This is a genomic window from Galbibacter orientalis DSM 19592, assembly GCF_000260115.1.
GTDB lineage: Bacteria > Bacteroidota > Bacteroidia > Flavobacteriales > Flavobacteriaceae > Galbibacter > Galbibacter orientalis.
The window spans coordinates 3006209-3024511 of the sequence record NZ_JH651379.1; the positions used below are offsets into that span (position 1 = coordinate 3006209).

Annotated in this window: 20 protein-coding genes and 1 riboswitch; of the genes, 13 read left to right on the forward strand and 7 right to left on the reverse strand. The window is 32.7% G+C overall.

Annotated features, from left to right (window positions below; all coding sequences use genetic code 11):
- Window positions 1-7: 7 nt before the first annotated feature.
- Together JOOMADRAFT_RS13150 and dnaA are read right to left on the reverse strand one after the other, a co-directional pair.
- Window positions 8-469: a low molecular weight protein-tyrosine-phosphatase gene (locus JOOMADRAFT_RS13150; RefSeq protein ID WP_008614119.1), complete on the reverse strand. Its 462-nt coding sequence runs from the start codon at window positions 467-469 to the stop codon at window positions 8-10.
- Entirely contained in the window at window positions 469-1896 is a 1428-nt protein-coding gene (gene dnaA / locus JOOMADRAFT_RS13155; RefSeq protein WP_008614121.1) for a chromosomal replication initiator protein DnaA, read from the reverse strand. The genes JOOMADRAFT_RS13150 and dnaA overlap by 1 nt, the downstream gene beginning before the upstream one ends.
- Window positions 1897-2095: 199 nt before the next feature.
- Between dnaA and JOOMADRAFT_RS13160 the strand changes: the two genes are divergently transcribed.
- Window positions 2096-2491, forward strand: a complete 396-nt coding sequence (locus tag JOOMADRAFT_RS13160; RefSeq protein ID WP_008614122.1) for an acyl-CoA thioesterase — start codon at window positions 2096-2098, stop codon at window positions 2489-2491.
- A 6-nt stretch (window positions 2492-2497) separates the two neighbouring features.
- Here JOOMADRAFT_RS13160 and JOOMADRAFT_RS13165 read toward each other — a convergent pair whose 3' ends face one another.
- The 3 genes from JOOMADRAFT_RS13165 to ribD form a co-directional block, all read right to left on the reverse strand.
- Window positions 2498-3106: an IMPACT family protein gene (locus tag JOOMADRAFT_RS13165; RefSeq protein ID WP_008614123.1), complete on the reverse strand. Its 609-nt coding sequence runs from the start codon at window positions 3104-3106 to the stop codon at window positions 2498-2500.
- Between the two features lie 69 nt (window positions 3107-3175).
- On the reverse strand, window positions 3176-3823 hold the full coding sequence (locus JOOMADRAFT_RS13170; protein WP_008614124.1) for an HAD family hydrolase: 648 nt from the start codon (window positions 3821-3823) through the stop codon (window positions 3176-3178).
- A 1-nt stretch (window position 3824) separates the two neighbouring features.
- Window positions 3825-4877: a bifunctional diaminohydroxyphosphoribosylaminopyrimidine deaminase/5-amino-6-(5-phosphoribosylamino)uracil reductase RibD gene (gene ribD / locus JOOMADRAFT_RS13175; protein ID WP_008614125.1), complete on the reverse strand. Its 1053-nt coding sequence runs from the start codon at window positions 4875-4877 to the stop codon at window positions 3825-3827.
- A 48-nt stretch (window positions 4878-4925) separates the two neighbouring features.
- Between ribD and JOOMADRAFT_RS13180 the strand changes: the two genes are divergently transcribed.
- The 5 genes from JOOMADRAFT_RS13180 (at window position 4926) to JOOMADRAFT_RS13200 (ending at window position 10847) form a co-directional block, all read left to right on the forward strand.
- Window positions 4926-5405, forward strand: coding sequence for a GNAT family N-acetyltransferase (locus tag JOOMADRAFT_RS13180; protein ID WP_008614126.1), 480 nt, complete (start codon window positions 4926-4928; stop codon window positions 5403-5405).
- Window positions 5406-5550: 145 nt separating this feature from the next.
- Window positions 5551-6414, forward strand: coding sequence for a peptide chain release factor N(5)-glutamine methyltransferase (gene prmC, locus JOOMADRAFT_RS13185; RefSeq protein WP_008614127.1), 864 nt, complete (start codon window positions 5551-5553; stop codon window positions 6412-6414).
- Window positions 6415-6471: 57 nt separating this feature from the next.
- Window positions 6472-6535: riboswitch (Fluoride riboswitch) on the forward strand.
- Window positions 6536-6574: 39 nt separating this feature from the next.
- A complete protein-coding gene (locus JOOMADRAFT_RS13190) occupies window positions 6575-7879 on the forward strand; it encodes a voltage-gated chloride channel family protein (protein WP_008614128.1) in 1305 nt (434 codons plus the stop codon).
- 302 nt (window positions 7880-8181) lie between these two features.
- On the forward strand, window positions 8182-10176 hold the full coding sequence (gene ligA / locus JOOMADRAFT_RS13195) for an NAD-dependent DNA ligase LigA (protein WP_008614129.1): 1995 nt from the start codon (window positions 8182-8184) through the stop codon (window positions 10174-10176).
- A complete protein-coding gene (locus JOOMADRAFT_RS13200) occupies window positions 10173-10847 on the forward strand; it encodes a lysoplasmalogenase family protein (protein WP_008614130.1) in 675 nt (224 codons plus the stop codon). The genes ligA and JOOMADRAFT_RS13200 overlap by 4 nt, the downstream gene beginning before the upstream one ends.
- Here the strand turns inward: JOOMADRAFT_RS13200 and JOOMADRAFT_RS13205 are convergent.
- Both JOOMADRAFT_RS13205 and JOOMADRAFT_RS13210 read right to left on the reverse strand, forming a co-directional pair.
- Window positions 10831-11736, reverse strand: a complete 906-nt coding sequence (locus tag JOOMADRAFT_RS13205) for a bifunctional metallophosphatase/5'-nucleotidase (RefSeq protein WP_008614131.1) — start codon at window positions 11734-11736, stop codon at window positions 10831-10833. The genes JOOMADRAFT_RS13200 and JOOMADRAFT_RS13205 overlap by 17 nt on opposite strands.
- Window positions 11737-11739: 3 nt before the next feature.
- Window positions 11740-12504, reverse strand: coding sequence for a 5'-nucleotidase C-terminal domain-containing protein (locus tag JOOMADRAFT_RS13210; RefSeq protein ID WP_008614132.1), 765 nt, complete (start codon window positions 12502-12504; stop codon window positions 11740-11742).
- Window positions 12505-12571: 67 nt separating this feature from the next.
- On the opposite strand from JOOMADRAFT_RS13210, the gene JOOMADRAFT_RS13215 reads away from it, so the two are divergent.
- From JOOMADRAFT_RS13215 to porD, 7 genes are all read left to right on the forward strand, one after another.
- Window positions 12572-13093, forward strand: coding sequence for a DUF6913 domain-containing protein (locus tag JOOMADRAFT_RS13215; protein ID WP_008614133.1), 522 nt, complete (start codon window positions 12572-12574; stop codon window positions 13091-13093).
- Window positions 13094-13095: 2 nt separating this feature from the next.
- Window positions 13096-13989 (forward strand): 4-hydroxy-tetrahydrodipicolinate synthase, encoded by an 894-nt coding sequence (gene dapA, locus JOOMADRAFT_RS13220; protein WP_008614134.1) that lies wholly within the window; start codon window positions 13096-13098, stop codon window positions 13987-13989.
- A complete protein-coding gene (locus tag JOOMADRAFT_RS13225; protein ID WP_008614135.1) occupies window positions 13982-14899 on the forward strand; it encodes an ion channel in 918 nt (305 codons plus the stop codon). Before dapA ends, JOOMADRAFT_RS13225 begins: the two co-directional genes overlap by 8 nt.
- A 140-nt stretch (window positions 14900-15039) precedes the next feature.
- On the forward strand, window positions 15040-15858 hold the full coding sequence (locus JOOMADRAFT_RS13230) for an outer membrane protein assembly factor BamD (RefSeq protein ID WP_008614136.1): 819 nt from the start codon (window positions 15040-15042) through the stop codon (window positions 15856-15858).
- Between the two features lie 12 nt (window positions 15859-15870).
- Window positions 15871-16194, forward strand: a complete 324-nt coding sequence (locus JOOMADRAFT_RS13235) for a DNA-directed RNA polymerase subunit omega (protein WP_008614137.1) — start codon at window positions 15871-15873, stop codon at window positions 16192-16194.
- Window positions 16195-16197: 3 nt separating this feature from the next.
- Window positions 16198-17409: a bifunctional phosphopantothenoylcysteine decarboxylase/phosphopantothenate--cysteine ligase CoaBC gene (coaBC, locus tag JOOMADRAFT_RS13240; protein WP_008614138.1), complete on the forward strand. Its 1212-nt coding sequence runs from the start codon at window positions 16198-16200 to the stop codon at window positions 17407-17409.
- On the forward strand, window positions 17402-18292 hold the full coding sequence (porD, locus tag JOOMADRAFT_RS13245; RefSeq protein WP_008614139.1) for a type IX secretion system protein PorD: 891 nt from the start codon (window positions 17402-17404) through the stop codon (window positions 18290-18292). The genes coaBC and porD overlap by 8 nt, the downstream gene beginning before the upstream one ends.
- Window positions 18293-18303 lie beyond the last annotated feature (11 nt).

An 18303-nucleotide genomic window follows, 5' to 3' on the forward strand; every position in this document is an offset into this window, starting at 1 on the left:
AAAGAAACTATAAAATAGAAATTTCTTTTACAATAACATCAGTAGCTTCATCGAGCATTTTGTAGACATTTTCAAACCCCATTACTCCGCCATAATATGGATCGGGAACATCTAGGTCTTCTTCTGGAGTTAATTTATTGAGGATAAGATGAACTTTCTCTTTATCAGTTTCATTTTTTGCTTGCTGGACAATGTTTTTATAATTACTGGTGTCCATGGCAAAGATCAAATCAAAATCCTCAAAATCTTTCTGGGTAAATTGTCTTCCACGTTGATTGGTAATATCGATATTGTATTTGGCAGCAATTTGAATAGATCTTGGGTCTGGAGAGCTTCCAATATGGTAATTAGAAGTTCCTGCGGAATCCACAAAAACTTTGTTTGGATCCACTTTAGCTTTTAAAATACCTTCTGCTAATGGAGATCTGCAAATATTCCCTAAGCAAACCATGAGTACTTTTACACGCATTATTGGGCAAACTTTTTACTTAAGTCGTCTATGTATTTTCTAAATTGTTTATCGGTTTCTGCTAAGTTATCAACAGTTTTACAGGCGTGTAAAACGGTGGCATGGTCTCTTTTTCCAATTTGAGAACCAATGCTAGCCAAAGAGGCTTTGGTGTATTTCTTAGCAAAAAACATGGCTAATTGTCTAGCTTGAACAATATGACGCTTTCTAGTTTTAGACTGAAGTGTTTCTACGTCCATTTGGAAATAATCTGAAATTACTTTTTGAATGTAGTCTATAGAAACTTCACGTTTGGTGTTTTTAACGAACTTTTCAACAATTTGATTAGCAAGTTCAATTGTTACTTCTTTTTTATTGAAAGAAGACTGAGCTATCAAAGAGATGATGGCGCCTTCTAATTCTCTAACATTTGTTTTAATATTTCTTGCAACACATTCTATAATCTCCTCTGGCATTTCAACACCATCTCGGTAGAGTCTATTTTTTAGGATAGAAATACGTGTTTCGAAATCAGGATTTTGTAATTCCGCAGATAATCCCCATTTAAACCTAGATAATAAGCGTTGCTCAATATCTTGCATATCTACAGGAGCTTTGTCTGAAGTAAGAATTACTTGTTTTCCGTTTTGATGTAAATGGTTGAAAATATGAAAGAATACATCTTGTGTTCCAGATTTTCCTGAGAAAAACTGAACATCGTCAATAATTAAAACATCAATAAGTTGATAGAAATGAATAAAATCGTTTCTAGTATTCTTTTTAACAGACTCAATATATTGTTGCGTAAACTTTTCAGCAGAAATATATAAAACTGTTTTTTCTGGATATTTGTCTTTTATTTCAACACCAATAGCATGCGCTAAGTGAGTTTTTCCAAGTCCAACCCCTCCAAATATAAGTAATGGGTTGAAAGAGGTTCCGCCGGGCTTGTTTGCAACTGCTAATCCAGCAGAACGTGCCAATCGGTTAGAATCGCCCTCTAAGAAATTGTCAAAACTATAATTTGGATTTAATTGAGATTCTATTTTGATATTTCGAATTCCAGGAATAACAAAAGGATTTTTTAATTCTGGATTCTTGTGTTTTACAGGAACGTCAAGTTCTTGTGGTTGCATAGTTGCTCTGTTGGAACTCGGGATACTTTCTGTAAACGGTTGTTTGTTGCCGTAGGTGTTTTCCATTCTAATAACATACACCAACTTTGCGTTTTCTCCTAACTCTTTGGTTAAAGCTACTTTAAGGAGTTTTACGTAATGTTCTTCCAACCATTCGTAAAAAAACTTACTCGGAACCTGGATACTCAAAGCATTATCCGTTAACTTTACAGACTTTATGGGTTCAAACCAAGTTTTATATGCTTGAGGTTGTATGTTGTCTTTTATAAAGTGTAGACAATTTTCCCATACGGATTCCGCAGTTACGTTCATTCTTTGATATTATTTTAATAGTTAGTCAGGTTTGATAGTGAATAGAATTTTAGAAATCAACTATCGTAAAAGATTAAACAAATATGTGAACAAAAAATTGAAAAAAAAAATGAAAGTAGGTTGAATTTATTCTTTTTTTTTCGCATGCTTGTTAACTTTCTGTTCATAATTTCTTAACACTCGTAAAATACATTTTTATATGGAGAAAACAAATAAAATTAACATAAGAGTTCGATATAGTGAAACCGATAAAATGGGGGTGGTATACCATGGTAATTATGCTCAATATCTTGAAATTGCGAGAGTTGAATGGTTGCGAGCACTTGGGGTCTCCTATCGTTGGATGGAGGAAAATGGGGTAATGCTCCCTGTAGTGTCTCTACAGCTTAATTATAAGAAATCTGCAAAGTATGACGATTTATTAACAGTAGAAGCTAGATTGAAAAAAACACCTACGGTTAAGATTGAATTTGATTATACAATTTTTGACGAAGTAGGAGATATTATTGCTGAAGGGAACACAATTTTGGCATTTATTAATAGTGAAACTTTAAGACCTATGCGCTGCCCAGATTATATCCTAAATAAATTATGAGAAATACTACAACTCGGTTAATTTAATCTCATAAAAAGGTTCGAAGGAAATAGGGACTTGTGCTGCTTGACTTTCTCTAATACTAACAACGATTTCACAAGATAGATTCATTGTTTGACTTTCAATGTTTAAATTCTTCTCCTTTATAATTCGCATTACTGTGTTCATGTGCTTGTATTCAAAGGTAATTTTATAGTGAATATCAATTGTTTTTTCTATAATATCTGCTGCTTCCAAGCACATTTGAGCGGTAGTTTTATAGGCGTTTATAAGTCCGCCAACACCTAGTTTTACGCCTCCAAAATAACGTACAACAATTATTAATGCATTGGTAATATCAAAAGATTGTAGTTGTCCGTAAATTGGCATTCCAGCAGTATTGGATGGTTCTCCATCGTCATTGGCTCGGTACTGAATTTTGTCTTTTTCGGTTCCTATTTGCCATGCGTAGCAATGATGGCGTGCACTGCTGTGTTTATTTTTTATTTCTTCTAAAAAATATTTTATATCTTCTTCATTCTCAACAGGGAAAGCATATCCAAAAAACTTACTTCCTTTATCTTTAAAAAGGACTTCACTTGTTGGTTTAACTAGGGTTTTATATAAATCTTCCAAAGTAATTTGATTTCTTAGGATGCAAACTTATAAAATGTTAACAATTCAAGATAGGAGTTACTAACATAATTAATCCTTGAACGGATAATCTTTGCTAAATAATTCTGTTATATCTTCTTTTCCAGGAATTAAATTCCAAGTATGAAATCCCATTTGTTTAGCAGTATTGATGTGCTCTAAAGTGTCGTCAATAAAAAGGGTTTCTCCTGGAGTGATATTATTATCGTTTAAAACAAATTCAAAAATATCTCTATTGGGTTTTCTGAATTTGATTTCATGAGAAAGATAGAATTTATTAAAACAATTTTTAAAACGATGGTAGCTTTTTAAACCGTTATTTTTTATTACTTGCTCTATATGAAGCTCATTTGTATTGCTAAGCAAAAATAGCTCATAATTGCCTTTTTGCGATAGTTCTTCAATAAAAGCTAATCTATGTGTAGGGATTTTTAAGATAATAGCATTCCATATTTCTTTTAACCTTTCATCTGAAATATTAGGAAGCGATTTTTTATAAGATTCTATAAAATTTGTTGTGGAGATTATGCCTTTTTCATACTCATTATTAGTATTAATTATATCCTGATTTAAAGTAAACTCAGGAAATTCTTTATGAATTAATCTCATGGAAGCCAATTTGTCCAAGTCTATAAAAATATCGCCAAAATCAAATACAATATTCTTAATGGTATTTTTCTTTGCATTTGTTTCTAGCATTTTAATAGTTTTTATAAATTTTTAAAGAATCAGAACCAAGGGTTTTCTTTGTAATTAAGGTAGATGGGGTTAATTTGGGTGCTTTAGTACCTTCTTTAAAAATTGCATTGCCTTCAAAAACACGTGCTTCATCCCACAAATTAGAATTTATAAATGTTTGTAGGGTTTTACTTCCTCCTTCAATAATAATACTTTGGATATTGTTTTTATAAAGAACAGCTATAATTTCCTCGGCTAAATTATTTTTAAAGTTAATCGTCTCAAAAGTGGTGTTTTTGTATCCTTTTTTGGGAGCATCTGTGGTATTATCAATAATAAAAATGGTGCTTTGAGAATCGTCCCAAACATTAGATTCTCTTTGAATTTTTAATTCTTTATCTATAATGATGCGTGTAGGAGAATTGCCTTTCCAATGGCGAGTATTTAATTTAGGATTGTCTTTAATAACTGTGGTTGTTCCCGCTAAAATAGCATGTTCTTCAGCTCGCCACTTATGTACTAATTGCCTTGAAATTTCTTCTGTAATCCATACAGGTTTTCTTTCATCAGTTTGTATCGGACTTACAAATCCATCGCTGCTTTCTGCCCATTTTAAAATTATATATGGACGCTTCTTTTCATGGAAAGTAAAAAAACGTTTATTAATTTCTTTACATTCGTCTTCTAATACACCAATAGTAACATTACACCCTGCTTCTAGAAGCTTTTTTACACCACGACCACAAACTTTTTCATTGGTGTCTAGAGTTCCAATAACTACATTTGGAATTTTATTTTCAATAATTAAATCGGCACATGGAGGCGTTTTTCCAAAGTGAGAACATGGTTCTAGCGTAACATATATAGTTGCTTCTTTTAACAAAGTGGTGTCTTTAACAGCTTGGATAGCATTTACTTCTGCATGGTTTTTCCCAGCAGGACTTGTGTAACCTTCTCCAATTATTTTTCCGTTAGCAACAATAACACAGCCAACCATGGGGTTTGGGTAGGTGGTTCCTAATCCATTTTTAGCAAGTTCGATGCATCTTTTTATGTAGAAATCGTGTATATTCATCCCGAAATTTATCAAGGCAAAAATACTATTAAAACATTGTAATATTTCATGAATATAAGAGAAATTCAGCTAAAAGATAATGAAAGAATGGCTGAGATTGTAAGAGAAGTAATTGTAGAGATGGGAGCTCCAAAAGTAGGAACGGCTTATGAAGATAAAGCGCTAGAGAATTTATATGAAACTTATAATAAGGAAAGGGCTTGTTATTTTGTAATTGAGGTTGAAGGGGAAGTTGTTGGAGGTGCTGGAATTGCACATTTAGCAAATGAGGCTGAAACAGTTTGTGAACTTCAAAAAATGTATTTTTTGGGAAGTACACGTGGAAAAGGATTAGGAATGAAAATGATGCATACTTGTTTGAGCAAGGCTCAGGAGTTTAGGTATGAGCAATGTTATATTGAAACGATGCCTTATATGACAGACGCACAAAAATTATATAAAAAAGCGGGATTTCAATATCTGGACGCTCCAATGGGAAATACGGGTCATTATTCTTGCCCAGTATGGATGTTGAAAAAATTCATTTGATAAGACTCCTTTTTTTTGTTTCGTTTCTTTTGGGCGAGCAAAAAAATAAGGAGCATGAAGTCACTGGCATTTGGATTGGTATTAAAGCTAACAAATAATCAACGTAATTCTAAACTAGAGCTATTTAAACAATATTTTATTGGTAATGAAGTTAGGAGAAATAAAAAAGTTATATCAAAACGAATTAGAGGCTTTGTATCCTTTAGAGGAAATAAAAACTTTTTTTAATTGGCTTTGCGAGGCGTATTTACAATTAAAACCTTTTCAGATACAGCAGGATTTAGATCTAGTTATAGAAGCTAACAGTTTATTAAAATTTCAGTCAGCTTTAAATGCTTTAAAAGTAGAAAAGCCAATACAGTATATTCTAGGGAGTGCTCATTTTTATGGTATGGAATTTATGGTAAATGAGCACACCTTAATTCCGCGCCCAGAAACCGAAGAGTTGGTTTCATGGATTTTAAAAGATGTTTCAAAAAGCGATAATTTAAACATTCTTGACATTGGAACTGGAACGGGCTGTATTCCAATCGCTATTGCTAAAAACTTACCAAATGCAAGGGTGTATGCGTTGGATGTTTCTGTGGAAGCTCTAAAAATAGCAAAGAGGAATGCTGAAAGTAATAATGTAAAAGTTACATTTTCGGAAGTAGATATTCTTAAGTGTTCAGATTTGTCAATTATTTTTCCTGAAGTAAGCCGATTTGATGTTATAGTTTCAAATCCACCATATGTTCGGAATCTTGAAAAGAAGGAAATGAATACGAATGTTTTAGCATACGAGCCTGAAACAGCTTTGTTTGTAGCAGATGATAATGCGCTACTTTTTTATGAAATAATAGCTGTATTAGCTTCGAGTAATTTAAAAGAAGGTGGGAAGTTGTATTTTGAAATTAATCAATATTTAGGGAAGGAAATGCTGGAACTAATGGAGAAATATAAATTCAGCAATAATCAACTTAAAAAGGATCTTTTTGGAAATAACAGGATGATGAAGGGAGAGAAGTAGTAGCCTGTTTTTATCTGTTTTTCATCTTCTATAAGAAAGCTTTTTTACTATATTTGCATCACATTTGGCAATGAGGTCTGCCTTTAACCGCTCAAAATGAGCTGATGACTTCTACTGATAATGGCTTATGCCAGTGTAGAATCATTATATATATGTCAAAATGAATATCAAAACAATCAAAGATTATTTGTTCTCACTAGAGCAAATTCCCACATTATTTTATCTTTTTAAATGGATTTTAATTTGTGCTTTAATAGGAAGCATTGTAGGGAGTGTCTCTGCTTTTTTTCTATTAAGTTTAGAATGGGCAACAAATTGGAGAGAAACTCATTTGTGGATTATTGCGTTACTTCCATTAGGAGGGTTTATTATTGGACTGTCCTATCATTTATATGGAAATAGTGTAGTTAAAGGAAATAATTTGTTGTTGGAAGAGTTTCATACCCCAAAAAAGGTAATTCCTTTCCGTATGGCGCCTTTGGTGCTTTTTGGTACTATTGTTACTCATTTATTTGGAGGTTCGGCAGGACGAGAGGGAACTGCAGTACAAATAGGGGGAGCTATAGCAGATAGGTTTACAAAGTTGTTGAAACTATCTAATCGAGATAGGAGAATTGTTTTAATTGTAGGGATTAGCGCTGGTTTTGCTTCTGTATTTGGAACGCCCTTGGCAGGAGGGATTTTTGCATTGGAAGTTTTAATATTGGGTAGAATTCGTTTGGATGCTATTATTCCAAGTTTTATGGGAGCTGTTTTTGCAAATTATTTTTGTGAAGTTTGGAATGTATCTCATACACATTATCATATTTCTTCTGTGGCAGAGATGAATCCTGTAAACCTTTTATGGGCATTATTAGCAGGAATTATTTTCGGATTGGTAGCTATGTTATTTTCAAAATCTACCCATTTTTGGAGTAATTTATTTAAAAAACACATAAAATATCCTCCTTTAAGACCTTTTGTAGGAGGGATAGTTTTGGCTATTGCTGTTTATGCAATAGGAACCACAAAATATATAGGATTAGGAATTCCAACAATTGTAGATTCTTTTAATGAGAATTTAAATTCTTACGATTTTTTACTAAAACTTTTATTTACTTCCTTCACTTTAGGCGCAGGTTTTAAAGGGGGTGAGGTAACTCCTTTATTTTACATCGGAGCAGCATTAGGAAATGTGCTAATTTGGTTTATCCCGTTGCCAATGGGGTTATTGGCAGGAATGGGATTTGTAGCTGTTTTTGCTGGAGCAACAAATACTCCTATAGCATGTACTGTTATGGGGATAGAATTATTTGGAATTGAAGCAGGGGTTTTTATTGCATTGGCTTGTAGTACGGCTTATTTATTCTCTGGTCATACAGGGGTGTATTCTTCTCAGATAATTGGGAGTCCTAAAAACACTTCTTTTTTAAGGGAAAAAGGCTTGCATCTATCGGATATCAAAAATAAAAGACAGAAAAAATAAGGAAGTCTATTGCAGTAAGAATATGCTCGATACGGGAGCGTTTAACTATTTTTTAGATCAAATTTGTTTCCGAATTATTAGAGTTTTGCATTTTTGAGCCTTATGGATTCTAGATCTTTCTGGAAGTATGAGAATGAATTAAAAAAGCCGATAGATTAAGTTGTGAAATAAAATCTGTTTTTTTTAGATCTATTGTTGGTTTAAATATGTAGGATTAATTAGCGGCTCAGATTATAAAAATATCCTTCATTAACCTATATTTGTGATATCAGAAAAGAACGCACTCTTACTTTATTATTTTCATGGATATAGCAAAAAAAATTGAATCGCTACGTCAGGAATTGTCTCAGCATAATTATAATTATTATGTATTAGATACTCCTGAAATTTCAGATTATGAGTTTGATATTAAACTTAAAGAACTGCAAGAATTAGAAGCTAAACATCCCGAATTTTTTGATGCAAATTCTCCTACAGTTCGCGTAGGAGGAATGGTTAGTAAAAACTTCGAAACTATTGCGCATGAGCATCGGATGTATTCTTTAGATAATTCGTATTCAAAAGAAGATTTAGAAGATTGGGAAAAACGTATCCAACGTATTTTAGGAGATGTAGAGGTTGCTTTTACATGCGAATTAAAGTATGATGGAGCATCTATTAGCCTTACGTATGAAGATGGAGTTTTAGAAAAGGCAGTAACCCGTGGAGACGGATTTCAGGGGGATAATGTTACTAATAATATAAGAACAATTCGTTCTGTTCCTTTAAAATTAAAAGGTAGTTTCCCACAGAAATTTGATATCCGTGGAGAAATTGTTTTACCGTTGGAAGGGTTTGCAAAGATGAATCAGGAGCGTTTGGAAGCTGGAGAAGAAGCTTATATGAATCCTAGAAATACAGCCAGCGGAAGTTTAAAACTTCAGGACAGTGCTGAAGTGGCAAAACGTCCATTAGAGTGTTTACTTTATAATATTACGGGAGAAAATTTAGGAATTTCAAGTCAGTTTGAAAGTTTACAAAAAGCAAAAGAATGGGGTTTTAAGGTTCCTGAAGTTGCTAAACTTTGTAAAACAACTGCTGAAGTGATGGATTTTGTGAATTATTGGGATGTCCATAGGCATGAACTTCCTTATGAAATTGATGGGGTAGTGGTAAAGGTTAATAGTTTTCAGCATCAAGATGAGTTGGGTTATACAGCCAAAGCACCTCGTTGGGCAATGGCATATAAATTTAAAGCAGAGCAGGTATCTACTACTTTAGAAAGTATAACGTACCAAGTTGGTCGAACGGGAGCTATTACACCAGTAGCCAATTTAAAACCAGTCCTTTTGGCGGGAACTACTGTAAAAAGAGCTTCTTTACACAATGCAGACCAAATAGAAAAATTAGATGTTCGAGAAGGGGATGAGGTTTTTGTTGAAAAAGGAGGGGAGATTATTCCAAAAATTGTTGGGATAGATTTTACCAAACGAGCTCTTGATGCAGAGCCACATCATTATATTGAAAATTGCCCTGAATGTGGTACCGAATTAATTAGAAATGAAGGGGAGGCGCAACACTATTGTCCAAATACCTACGGTTGTCCGCCACAAATAACAGGACGGATACAGCATTTTATTTCTCGAAAAGCAATGGATATAGAAGGTCTTGGAGGAGAAACAGTAGAGTTGCTCTTTAAAGAAGGACTTATAAATAATTATGCCGATTTATATACGCTTAAAAAGGAAGATGTTATTCCTTTAGAGCGAATGGCAGAAAAATCTGCTGATAATCTCATTCAGGGAGTTGAAAAATCTAAAGAGATCCCTTTTGAACGAGTTTTATTTGCGCTTGGGATTCGTTTTGTAGGGGAGACAGTGGCAAAAAAGTTGGCTAAAGAGTACAAATCTATCGAGGCTTTAATGAATGCTTCCGTGGAAGAACTGGTGCAAGTAGATGAGATTGGAATAAGAATAGCAGAAAGTGTAGTCGATTTCTTTCAGAATGAAAAGAATTTAACCATTGTTAGTCGTTTAAAAGAATATGGCGTTCAACTGGAGATTTCTGCAGATAAGCTTGAAAATATTACAGATAAGTTCAAAGGAATTACATTTGTAGTGTCTGGTGTTTTTGAGAAAGTTTCAAGGAATGAACTTAAAAAACTAATTGAAGATAACAGCGGAAAAGTAGCTTCGTCTATTTCTTCAAAAACAACTTATGTGGTTGCTGGAGATAAAATGGGACCTAGCAAAAAGGAAAAGGCAGAAAAACTAGGTGTTACCATTATTTCTGAAGATGAATTTTTGGACATGTTATGAACAGCAAACAAATTTTGACGCTTTATTTTATTTTCAGTGCTGTATTCCTAATAGCATCACTTCTTCATGTAAAATTAGTAGCCAATATTGCTAAAGTTTCTTTAATTCCATTGGTGTTTTTTAATTACTATTTCTATAAAAATAAGTTGGAGTTAATTCCAATGTTATTGTTAATTTTTTGCTTCTTAGGAGATGTTTTTATGTTAGGTTTTAACAGGTATACCTCCCGTTTGTATTTGGTTACTTTTGGAATTCATCATTTAGTTTTTGCATTGGTTTGCTACAGAGCTATCCAAGATTTTAATGCTAAAAAGCTTATATTTTCTGCGCTACCAGTAATTACACTTTGGTTTGTATATTTTAATTATTCCATAAAAGACATCTTCGGTAGTCAGATGGGAGATTTGTATCCTTTTGTTTTGGCTTATTCTATTGTTTTGAGTGCTTTTACAATTATTTCCCTAGTTAATTATTTTAATAATGAAACAAAAGTAAATTTCTACCCAGTTATGGTAGCTGTTTGTTTTTTAATTGGAGATATTATAATGGCAATAGATAATTACCTTTTTGAATTATTCTTTTTTGATTTTACAGTGGTAGTAGTTAAAGTAATAGGTTATTTCTTTCTTCTGAAATTTATTAAGAGCTATAATTTTATACGTTTATACTAATTCCATCTGAAGATTTTTCTTTTTCGTCAAAATAAAAATCGATTCTCCCTAAATAAATTCCATAGCAACCAACTTGGTTAATAAGTACTTTTTGTCCTTTTCTGTTGATTTCTACTACTGGTTTGTCTAAAAAAGTATGTGTATGCCCACCAATAATTAAATCGATGTTTTCCGTGTTTTGTGCCAAAACAATATCAGAAACAGTGTTATCTTGGTATTTAAAACCTAAATGTGATAAACAAATAACAAGGTCGCATTTTTGTTCTTTTTTTAGTTCTCTGGTTAAATCTTGTGCAATTTCAATTGGATCGAGATATTTGGTTTCTTTATAGAGTCCTTTAGTAACAAGACCTTCCAGCTCAACCCCTAACCCAAAAACTCCAATTTTAAGACCGTCTTTAGTAAAAATTTTATAGGGCTTTATTTGTCCATCCATAATGGTGTTGGAAAAATCGTAATTACCGTTTATAATTTCGAACTTTGCATTTGGAAGCTGAGAAAGCAAGCCGTCAATACCATTATCAAAATCGTGATTTCCAAGGGTAGCAGCATCGTATTTTAGCATGCTCATTAACTTAAATTCAATTTCACCTCCGTAGAAATTAAAATAAGGAGTACCTTGAAAAATATCTCCAGCATCCAATAAAAGTGTATTTGGATTTTCTGTTCTTATTTGTTCAATTAAAGTAGCTCGTCTAGCCACTCCTCCTTGGTTAGGGTTTCTGGCATCGGTGGCAGGGAATGGGTCTATATGACTGTGCACATCGTTGGTGTGGAGTATTGTAATATGTTTTTTTCTTTCCGTAGAACAAGAAGTTAACGAAAGTCCGCCAGCTGTTATGAATGCAGTACTTGCTACTGTATTGTTTATAAATTGTCTTCTTTTCATTACTTACTTTTTTATAAATCTGTTATCGGTACTCGCTTTAATAGTGTCTACTTTTTCAAAATAATCTATCAATTCGTTTCGTAATAAATAATTAATATCTATAGTTTGAATTGGATTCTTAAAAAAGTTCATATGGTCTCCGCCCGTTGCAAGAAAATCTGAAGTTGCTACAAAATAGGTTCTATTGTCTTCAATAGGTTTTCCGTTTATGGTGCTACTTTTTACAGAGCTATCCCTGTTTAGAATTATTTGTAATTGTTTACTAATGGGGTGAGCAGTTTGCTTTTCAGCTAAAAAAGAAATAAGTTCTTTTACCTTTTCTGCGGACAATTCTAGCACATAAGTTTCATTTTTAAAAGGCATAATTTCGTATGCTGTTCTTCGGCTAACTTTTCCTTTTGACATTGCTGCGCGAATTCCTCCGTGATTCAAAAGCACAAAATCTATGTTATTTCCTGTACGTTTATTAAAAATTGGATTAGATTGTTCGTAAGTAATATCTGCCATCAAATTTCCGATAGAAGAGTTTAATTTACCATCATTTTTAGACAAATTAGTAGGATTATACGCTAATTGTGCGTCTAAAACTTCTTCAATATGCTCGCGATAAGGTGTTATAAATTGATCTATACTATCCACGCTAGCTATAGAATCTGTTATATTTATTCTTTTTCCTGTAATACTACTGGGGGCGTTAATCCCTTGATTACAAGAGATGAAACCTGTGATTGTTATAAATATAACAAAATGTTTAGTTTTAAGAGGCATAAGATTCTTAATTTTAATATCAGGAACTATTGAAAGTTTTACATTTGCAAAAATAACGGAAATGTAAATGATTTTTAAGGGCCTTAAAGAAAAATCAATAAAAAAAGCAATTCAGAAGTCAGTTCTAAACCAAGTTCAGTCTGCTGGAGACACTGGTGTTGTGCGTTCGCTTGCTATTGTTATTAATTATGACAAGCTGGTAGATTACAAACCACTTATGGATATAGCAAAAGCTATAAATATAAGTAATGAAGACGTTTATATTATTGGGTATGTAAATAAGTTTTATAAGAATGTAAATTATTTGATACCTGTTTTTACAGATAATTCCTTCGGTATGAAGGGGAAAATTAAAAGTGAAGAAGTAAGCGAGTTTTTAAAGCGGGATTATGATATTGTGATTAATTATTATACAGAACCGAATATTTATTTAACGCTAGTTTCAGCTTTAATTAAAAGTGAGTTAAAAGTAGGGATTACTAGCGAAGGAGAAGTAATAAACAATTTAGTATTGAAGACAGATGAAAAGGATTTTTCTCAGTTTAATAATGAACTAGTTAAATACCTTTCTATTTTAAAAAAGATATGATTATGTCAAAGTTTTTAGGAACGGGAGTTGCATTAGTAACACCTTTCAGAGAAGATTTAAGTGTTGATGTGGATGCATTAATCAACATTGTAAACCATGCAATTAATGGGGGAGTAGAATATTTGGTGGTTTTAGGAACTACTGCAGAATCTGCTACACTTACTAAGGAGGAAAAAGAACTTGTAAAACATACAATAGTAAAAGCTAATAGTGGACGTGTTCCTTTGGTTGTTGGTGTTGGAGGTAATAATACTGCTGAGGTAGTAAACGAACTTCAAACAAGCGATCTTAGTGCTTTTGATGCAATTTTATCAGTATCGCCTTACTATAATAAACCTACACAAGAAGGAATTTATCAGCATTTTAAAGCAATAGCAGAGGTTTCTCCGTTGCCAATAATTTTATACAACGTTCCTGGAAGAACAGGTTCTAATGTATTGCCAAAAACAATTATTCGTCTTGCAACCGATTTTAAAAATATTATTGGAGTAAAAGAAGCAGCAGGAGATATTGTTCAAGCTATGCGTTTAATTAAAGACAAACCTAAAGACTTTTTAGTAATTTCTGGGGATGATATGATTACGTTACCGATGATTCTTGCTGGTGGAGCTGGTGTTATTTCTGTTATTGGGCAAGGGTTGCCAAAAGAATTTTCTTTAATGGTACGTTATGCTTTAAGAGGTAATTTGGATGATGCAAATAATATCCATTTCCAATTAATGGATATTATAGATTATATTTTTGAAGAAGGAAATCCAGCTGGAATTAAAGCTGTGTTTGAGAATTTAGGATTAAGCACTGGGAAAGTGAGACTTCCTTTAATGGAGGCAACAGCTGCACTAAAACAGAAGATAAATAGTTTTCCTATTTTAGCCACAAATAAAATTAATGGTTAAAAGACTTAAGGATATTGGGTTTGGATTAAATGCCACTAAAAATGTAAAAAGATTTATTACAGAAGACGGGCGGTTTAATACAAGCCATATTAATAAAAAAAGCATATTTGAATCCACGTATTCCTATTTAATTAGGATTTCGTGGATTTCTTTTTTTTGTTATGTTTTATTAGCATACATTTTAATAAATGTTCTTTTTGCGTTAGGGTATGTTTTTATTGGTGTTAATGATATTTCTGCTTATGAATCGCCTTATTTTATAGATAACTTCCTTAATGCTTTTCTATTTTCATCACAAACAATAACAACCGTAGGTTACGGGGTTATGTCGCCTTCTGGAACAGCATCTGGCATTCTGGCAAGCTTTGAAGCTTTGGTAGGTTTGTTGAGTTTTTCTTTTACAACAGGATTGTTATATGGGCGTTTTTCTAAACCTAAAACTCTTATTTCTTTCAGCAAAAATTTTGTAGTCCGCCCTTTTAGAAATAAAAGAGCCTTGATGATTAAAGTAATGAATACAAGTAGAAATATTCTTATTAAACCAAAGGTGGATGTTACTTTAATCTTACATAAATTGGTTAATGGGTATTTTCAGCCCGAATATTTTAATCTAAAATTAGAGCGTAAAACCATTACATATTTGCCAACAACGTGGACTATTGTGCATGAAATAGATGAAGAAAGTCCTTTTTTTAATCTAACAAAAGAAAAAATTGAAGAATATAAAGCAGAGATAGTAGTATTATTTTCTTATTATGATGATGCCTTTAATAATGAAATTTACGATGTAAAATCTTATTTATATAGGGATTTAATTATAGATAAAAAGTTTACGAAGTCCTATGGATATGGAGAAGAAGGGAGGCTTGTAATAGATCATTCCATGCTTCATGATATTGAAAACTTATAAATAAAGTGTTGCAACAAGTTAAACTTTTAATAAAAATTAAACGAAGTATTGCCAATTACTTTTGAAGTGCTTTTCTTCACACTTTAAAATAGTTTTTTAAATTACATATATTTAACTAATTTTGCCGGATGATTAAAAATATGAAGTATACATATTTAGCAGTTCTTTTAGTTGTATTATTTACAAGTTGTAGTGAATATCAAAAAGTACTAAAAGATAGTGATGTTAAGAAGAAATATGATATGGCCGAAAAGCTTTATAATGAAGGAGATTATAAGCGAGCTATTAGACTTTTTGAACAAATAGTTCCTCAATATGTTGGGAAACCACAAGGAGAGCGTTTAATCTATTTTTATGCGAATTCTTATTATCAAACAGGCGACTATTATTTAGCAGCTTATCAATTTGAGAGATTTTCAAAATCATATCCACGAAGTGATAAAGCTGAAGAAGCTGCTTTTTTAGGCGCTAAGAGTCAGTATTTAACATCGCCTAGATATAGTTTAGACCAAACGGAAACGGACAAAGCTATTAGTAAGGTTCAGGTGTTTATTAACACGCATCCAGAATCGGAATATATGGATGAAGCCAATGAAATGGCAGCAGATTTAAGAGCAAAGAAAGAAAAGAAAGCTTTTGAAATAGCAAAGCAATATAATAGAATATCAGATTACCACGCCTCTATAAAGTCTTTTGAGTTATTCTTTAAAGAGTTCCCTGGATCTGTTTATAAAGAGGATGCTTTATATTACGATTATTTAGCGAAATACAACCTAGCAGTAAATAGTATTTATTCTAAAAGAGAAGAGCGTATAGGGCAAGCAAAAGAAGCATATACTAAATTGATTAGTGAATTCAGCGATACTGAATATAAGAATAAAGCCGAAAGAATGAATGCAGATTTGGATACAGAATTGCAAGAATTCAAAGAATTATTAGAGAAATACGAAATACAGTAAATAAGAAAAGTTATGAGCGAATTAAGAAATTCCGAAGCACCAGTTTCTACAGTAACTTACGATAGAAATGAGATAGATGAGCCTACAAACAATATTTATGAGGCTATATCTGTTATTGCTAAGCGTGCAAATCAAATTAATGGGGATATTAAGAAGGAGTTGATTGAAAAATTGGAAGAGTTTGCTACTTACACAGATAGTCTTGAAGAGATTTTCGAAAATAAAGAGCAGATAGAAGTTTCTAAATTTTACGAAAAATTACCTAAACCTCACGCAATTGCTGTAGAAGAGTGGTTGAAAGATAAGGTTTATTACAGAAACACAGAAAAAGAGTAAGGCATGTCCATACTTAGCGGCAAAAAAGTTTTACTTGGTATTACAGGAGGTATTGCCGCTTATAAATCGGCTTTTTTAATACGTTTATTTATTAAAGCTGGAGCAAGCGTTAAAGTTGTAATGACAGAATCTGCTAAAGATTTCGTTACTCCTTTAACGCTTTCTACGTTGTCTAAAAACAAGGTTTATTCTTCTTTTACAGATGAAGAAGAGGAGAATGAACTTTGGAATAATCATGTAGATTTAGGGTTGTGGGCAGATGTTATGGTAATTGCTCCTGCAACGGCAAATACCTTGTCTAAAATGGCATCTGGAACCTCAGATAATTTTCTGTTGGCAACCTATCTGTCTGCTAAATGTCCGGTATATTTTGCGCCAGCAATGGATCTGGATATGTATAAACACCCATCTACAATTGCTACTTTTGAAACTCTAAAATCTTTTGGAAATATAATGATTGCTGCTGGACATGGAGAATTGGCTAGCGGACTTGTAGGCGAAGGGAGAATGGCAGAACCAGAAGAAATAGTATCTTTTATATCAAAAGATATTCTTTCTAAACTTCCTTTGAAAGGGAAGAGGGTGTTAATAACTGCCGGGCCTACTTATGAGGCTATAGATCCAGTTCGTTTTATAGGAAATCATTCAAGCGGGAGAATGGGGTATGCTTTGGCAGAAAAAGCTGCAAATTTAGGAGCAGAAGTTTTCTTGATTTCGGGACCTACACATTTAACTATTTCACATTCTTATATAAAATTGGTCAGAGTTACCTCCGCAGAAGAAATGTACAATGCTACACATCAGGTTTTTAATCAAGTTGATATAGCCATACTTTCTGCTGCTGTGGCAGATTACCGCCCAGCTACCATTGCAGATAAGAAAATAAAGAAAAAAATGGCGACAATGAAGATAGATTTGGAGCCAACACAAGATATTCTAGCTTCTTTAGGAAGAAATAAAGAAAAACAGTTTTTAGTAGGGTTTGCTTTAGAGACTAACAACGAACTAGAAAATGCAAAAAAGAAGCTTTCTGCAAAGAATTTAGATGCTATTGTTTTAAATTCGTTAAACGATAAAGGTGCAGGTTTTGGAAAAACCACAAATAAAGTTACTTTTATAGATAAGAATCTAAATAGTATTCCGTTTCCATTAAAATCAAAAACGGAAGTAGCAAATGATATCTTTAACGAAATCTTGAATCGCCTGAATGATTAAAAAGCTTTTTTTACTCGTAATTTTATGCTCACTACAAGTTGCAGTTGCACAAGAATTGAGCTGTACTGTTATTGTTAATTCCGACCAAGTAAATCAAACAAACAAGCAAATATTTAAAACCCTAGAGAAGTCGCTTAACGATTATGTAAACCAAACAAAGTGGACAAATCGTACCTTTTCAGTAAAAGAAAGAATAGAATGTAGTATGATGATTACCATTAATAAGTACGAAAACAGTGCTTTTAGTGGAACAATTCAAGTGCAATCTAATCGTCCAGTTTTTAATTCTACTTACCAATCTCCAGTATTTAATTATCAAGACAAGCGTTTTACATTTAATTATGTGGAGTTTGCACCTTTATATTTTAACCCTAATGTTTTTGAGTCTAATTTAACTTCGGTTATAACTTACTACGTATATATTATTTTAGGAATAGATGCCGATACTTTTGTAAAAGAAGGCGGTACGCCATACTTTAAACAGGCGCAAAATATTGTAAACTTGTCGCAAGGAAGCGGGTATGCAGGTTGGCAACAAACAGATGGCAATAGAACACGTTGGGAGTTGGTAGATAACCTTTTGTCTAATACCTTTAAGGAATATCGTTTGGCATTGTATAATTACCATCGATTAGGGCTTGATAATTTAGTTGATAATGCAAGTTTAGCAAAGCAATCGATAGCAGGCTCCATGAAACTTTTTGACAAATTGAATAACGTCCGACCTAATTCTTTTGTGCTTCAGGCGTTTTTTGATGCAAAATCTGAAGAAATAGCAAATGTTTTTTCAGACGGACCAAAAGTAGATATTGTAAAGCTCAAAGAAACACTAAATGAGATTGCACCACTTTATTCCGATACTTGGTCTCGTATAAAATACTAACATTATTTTAT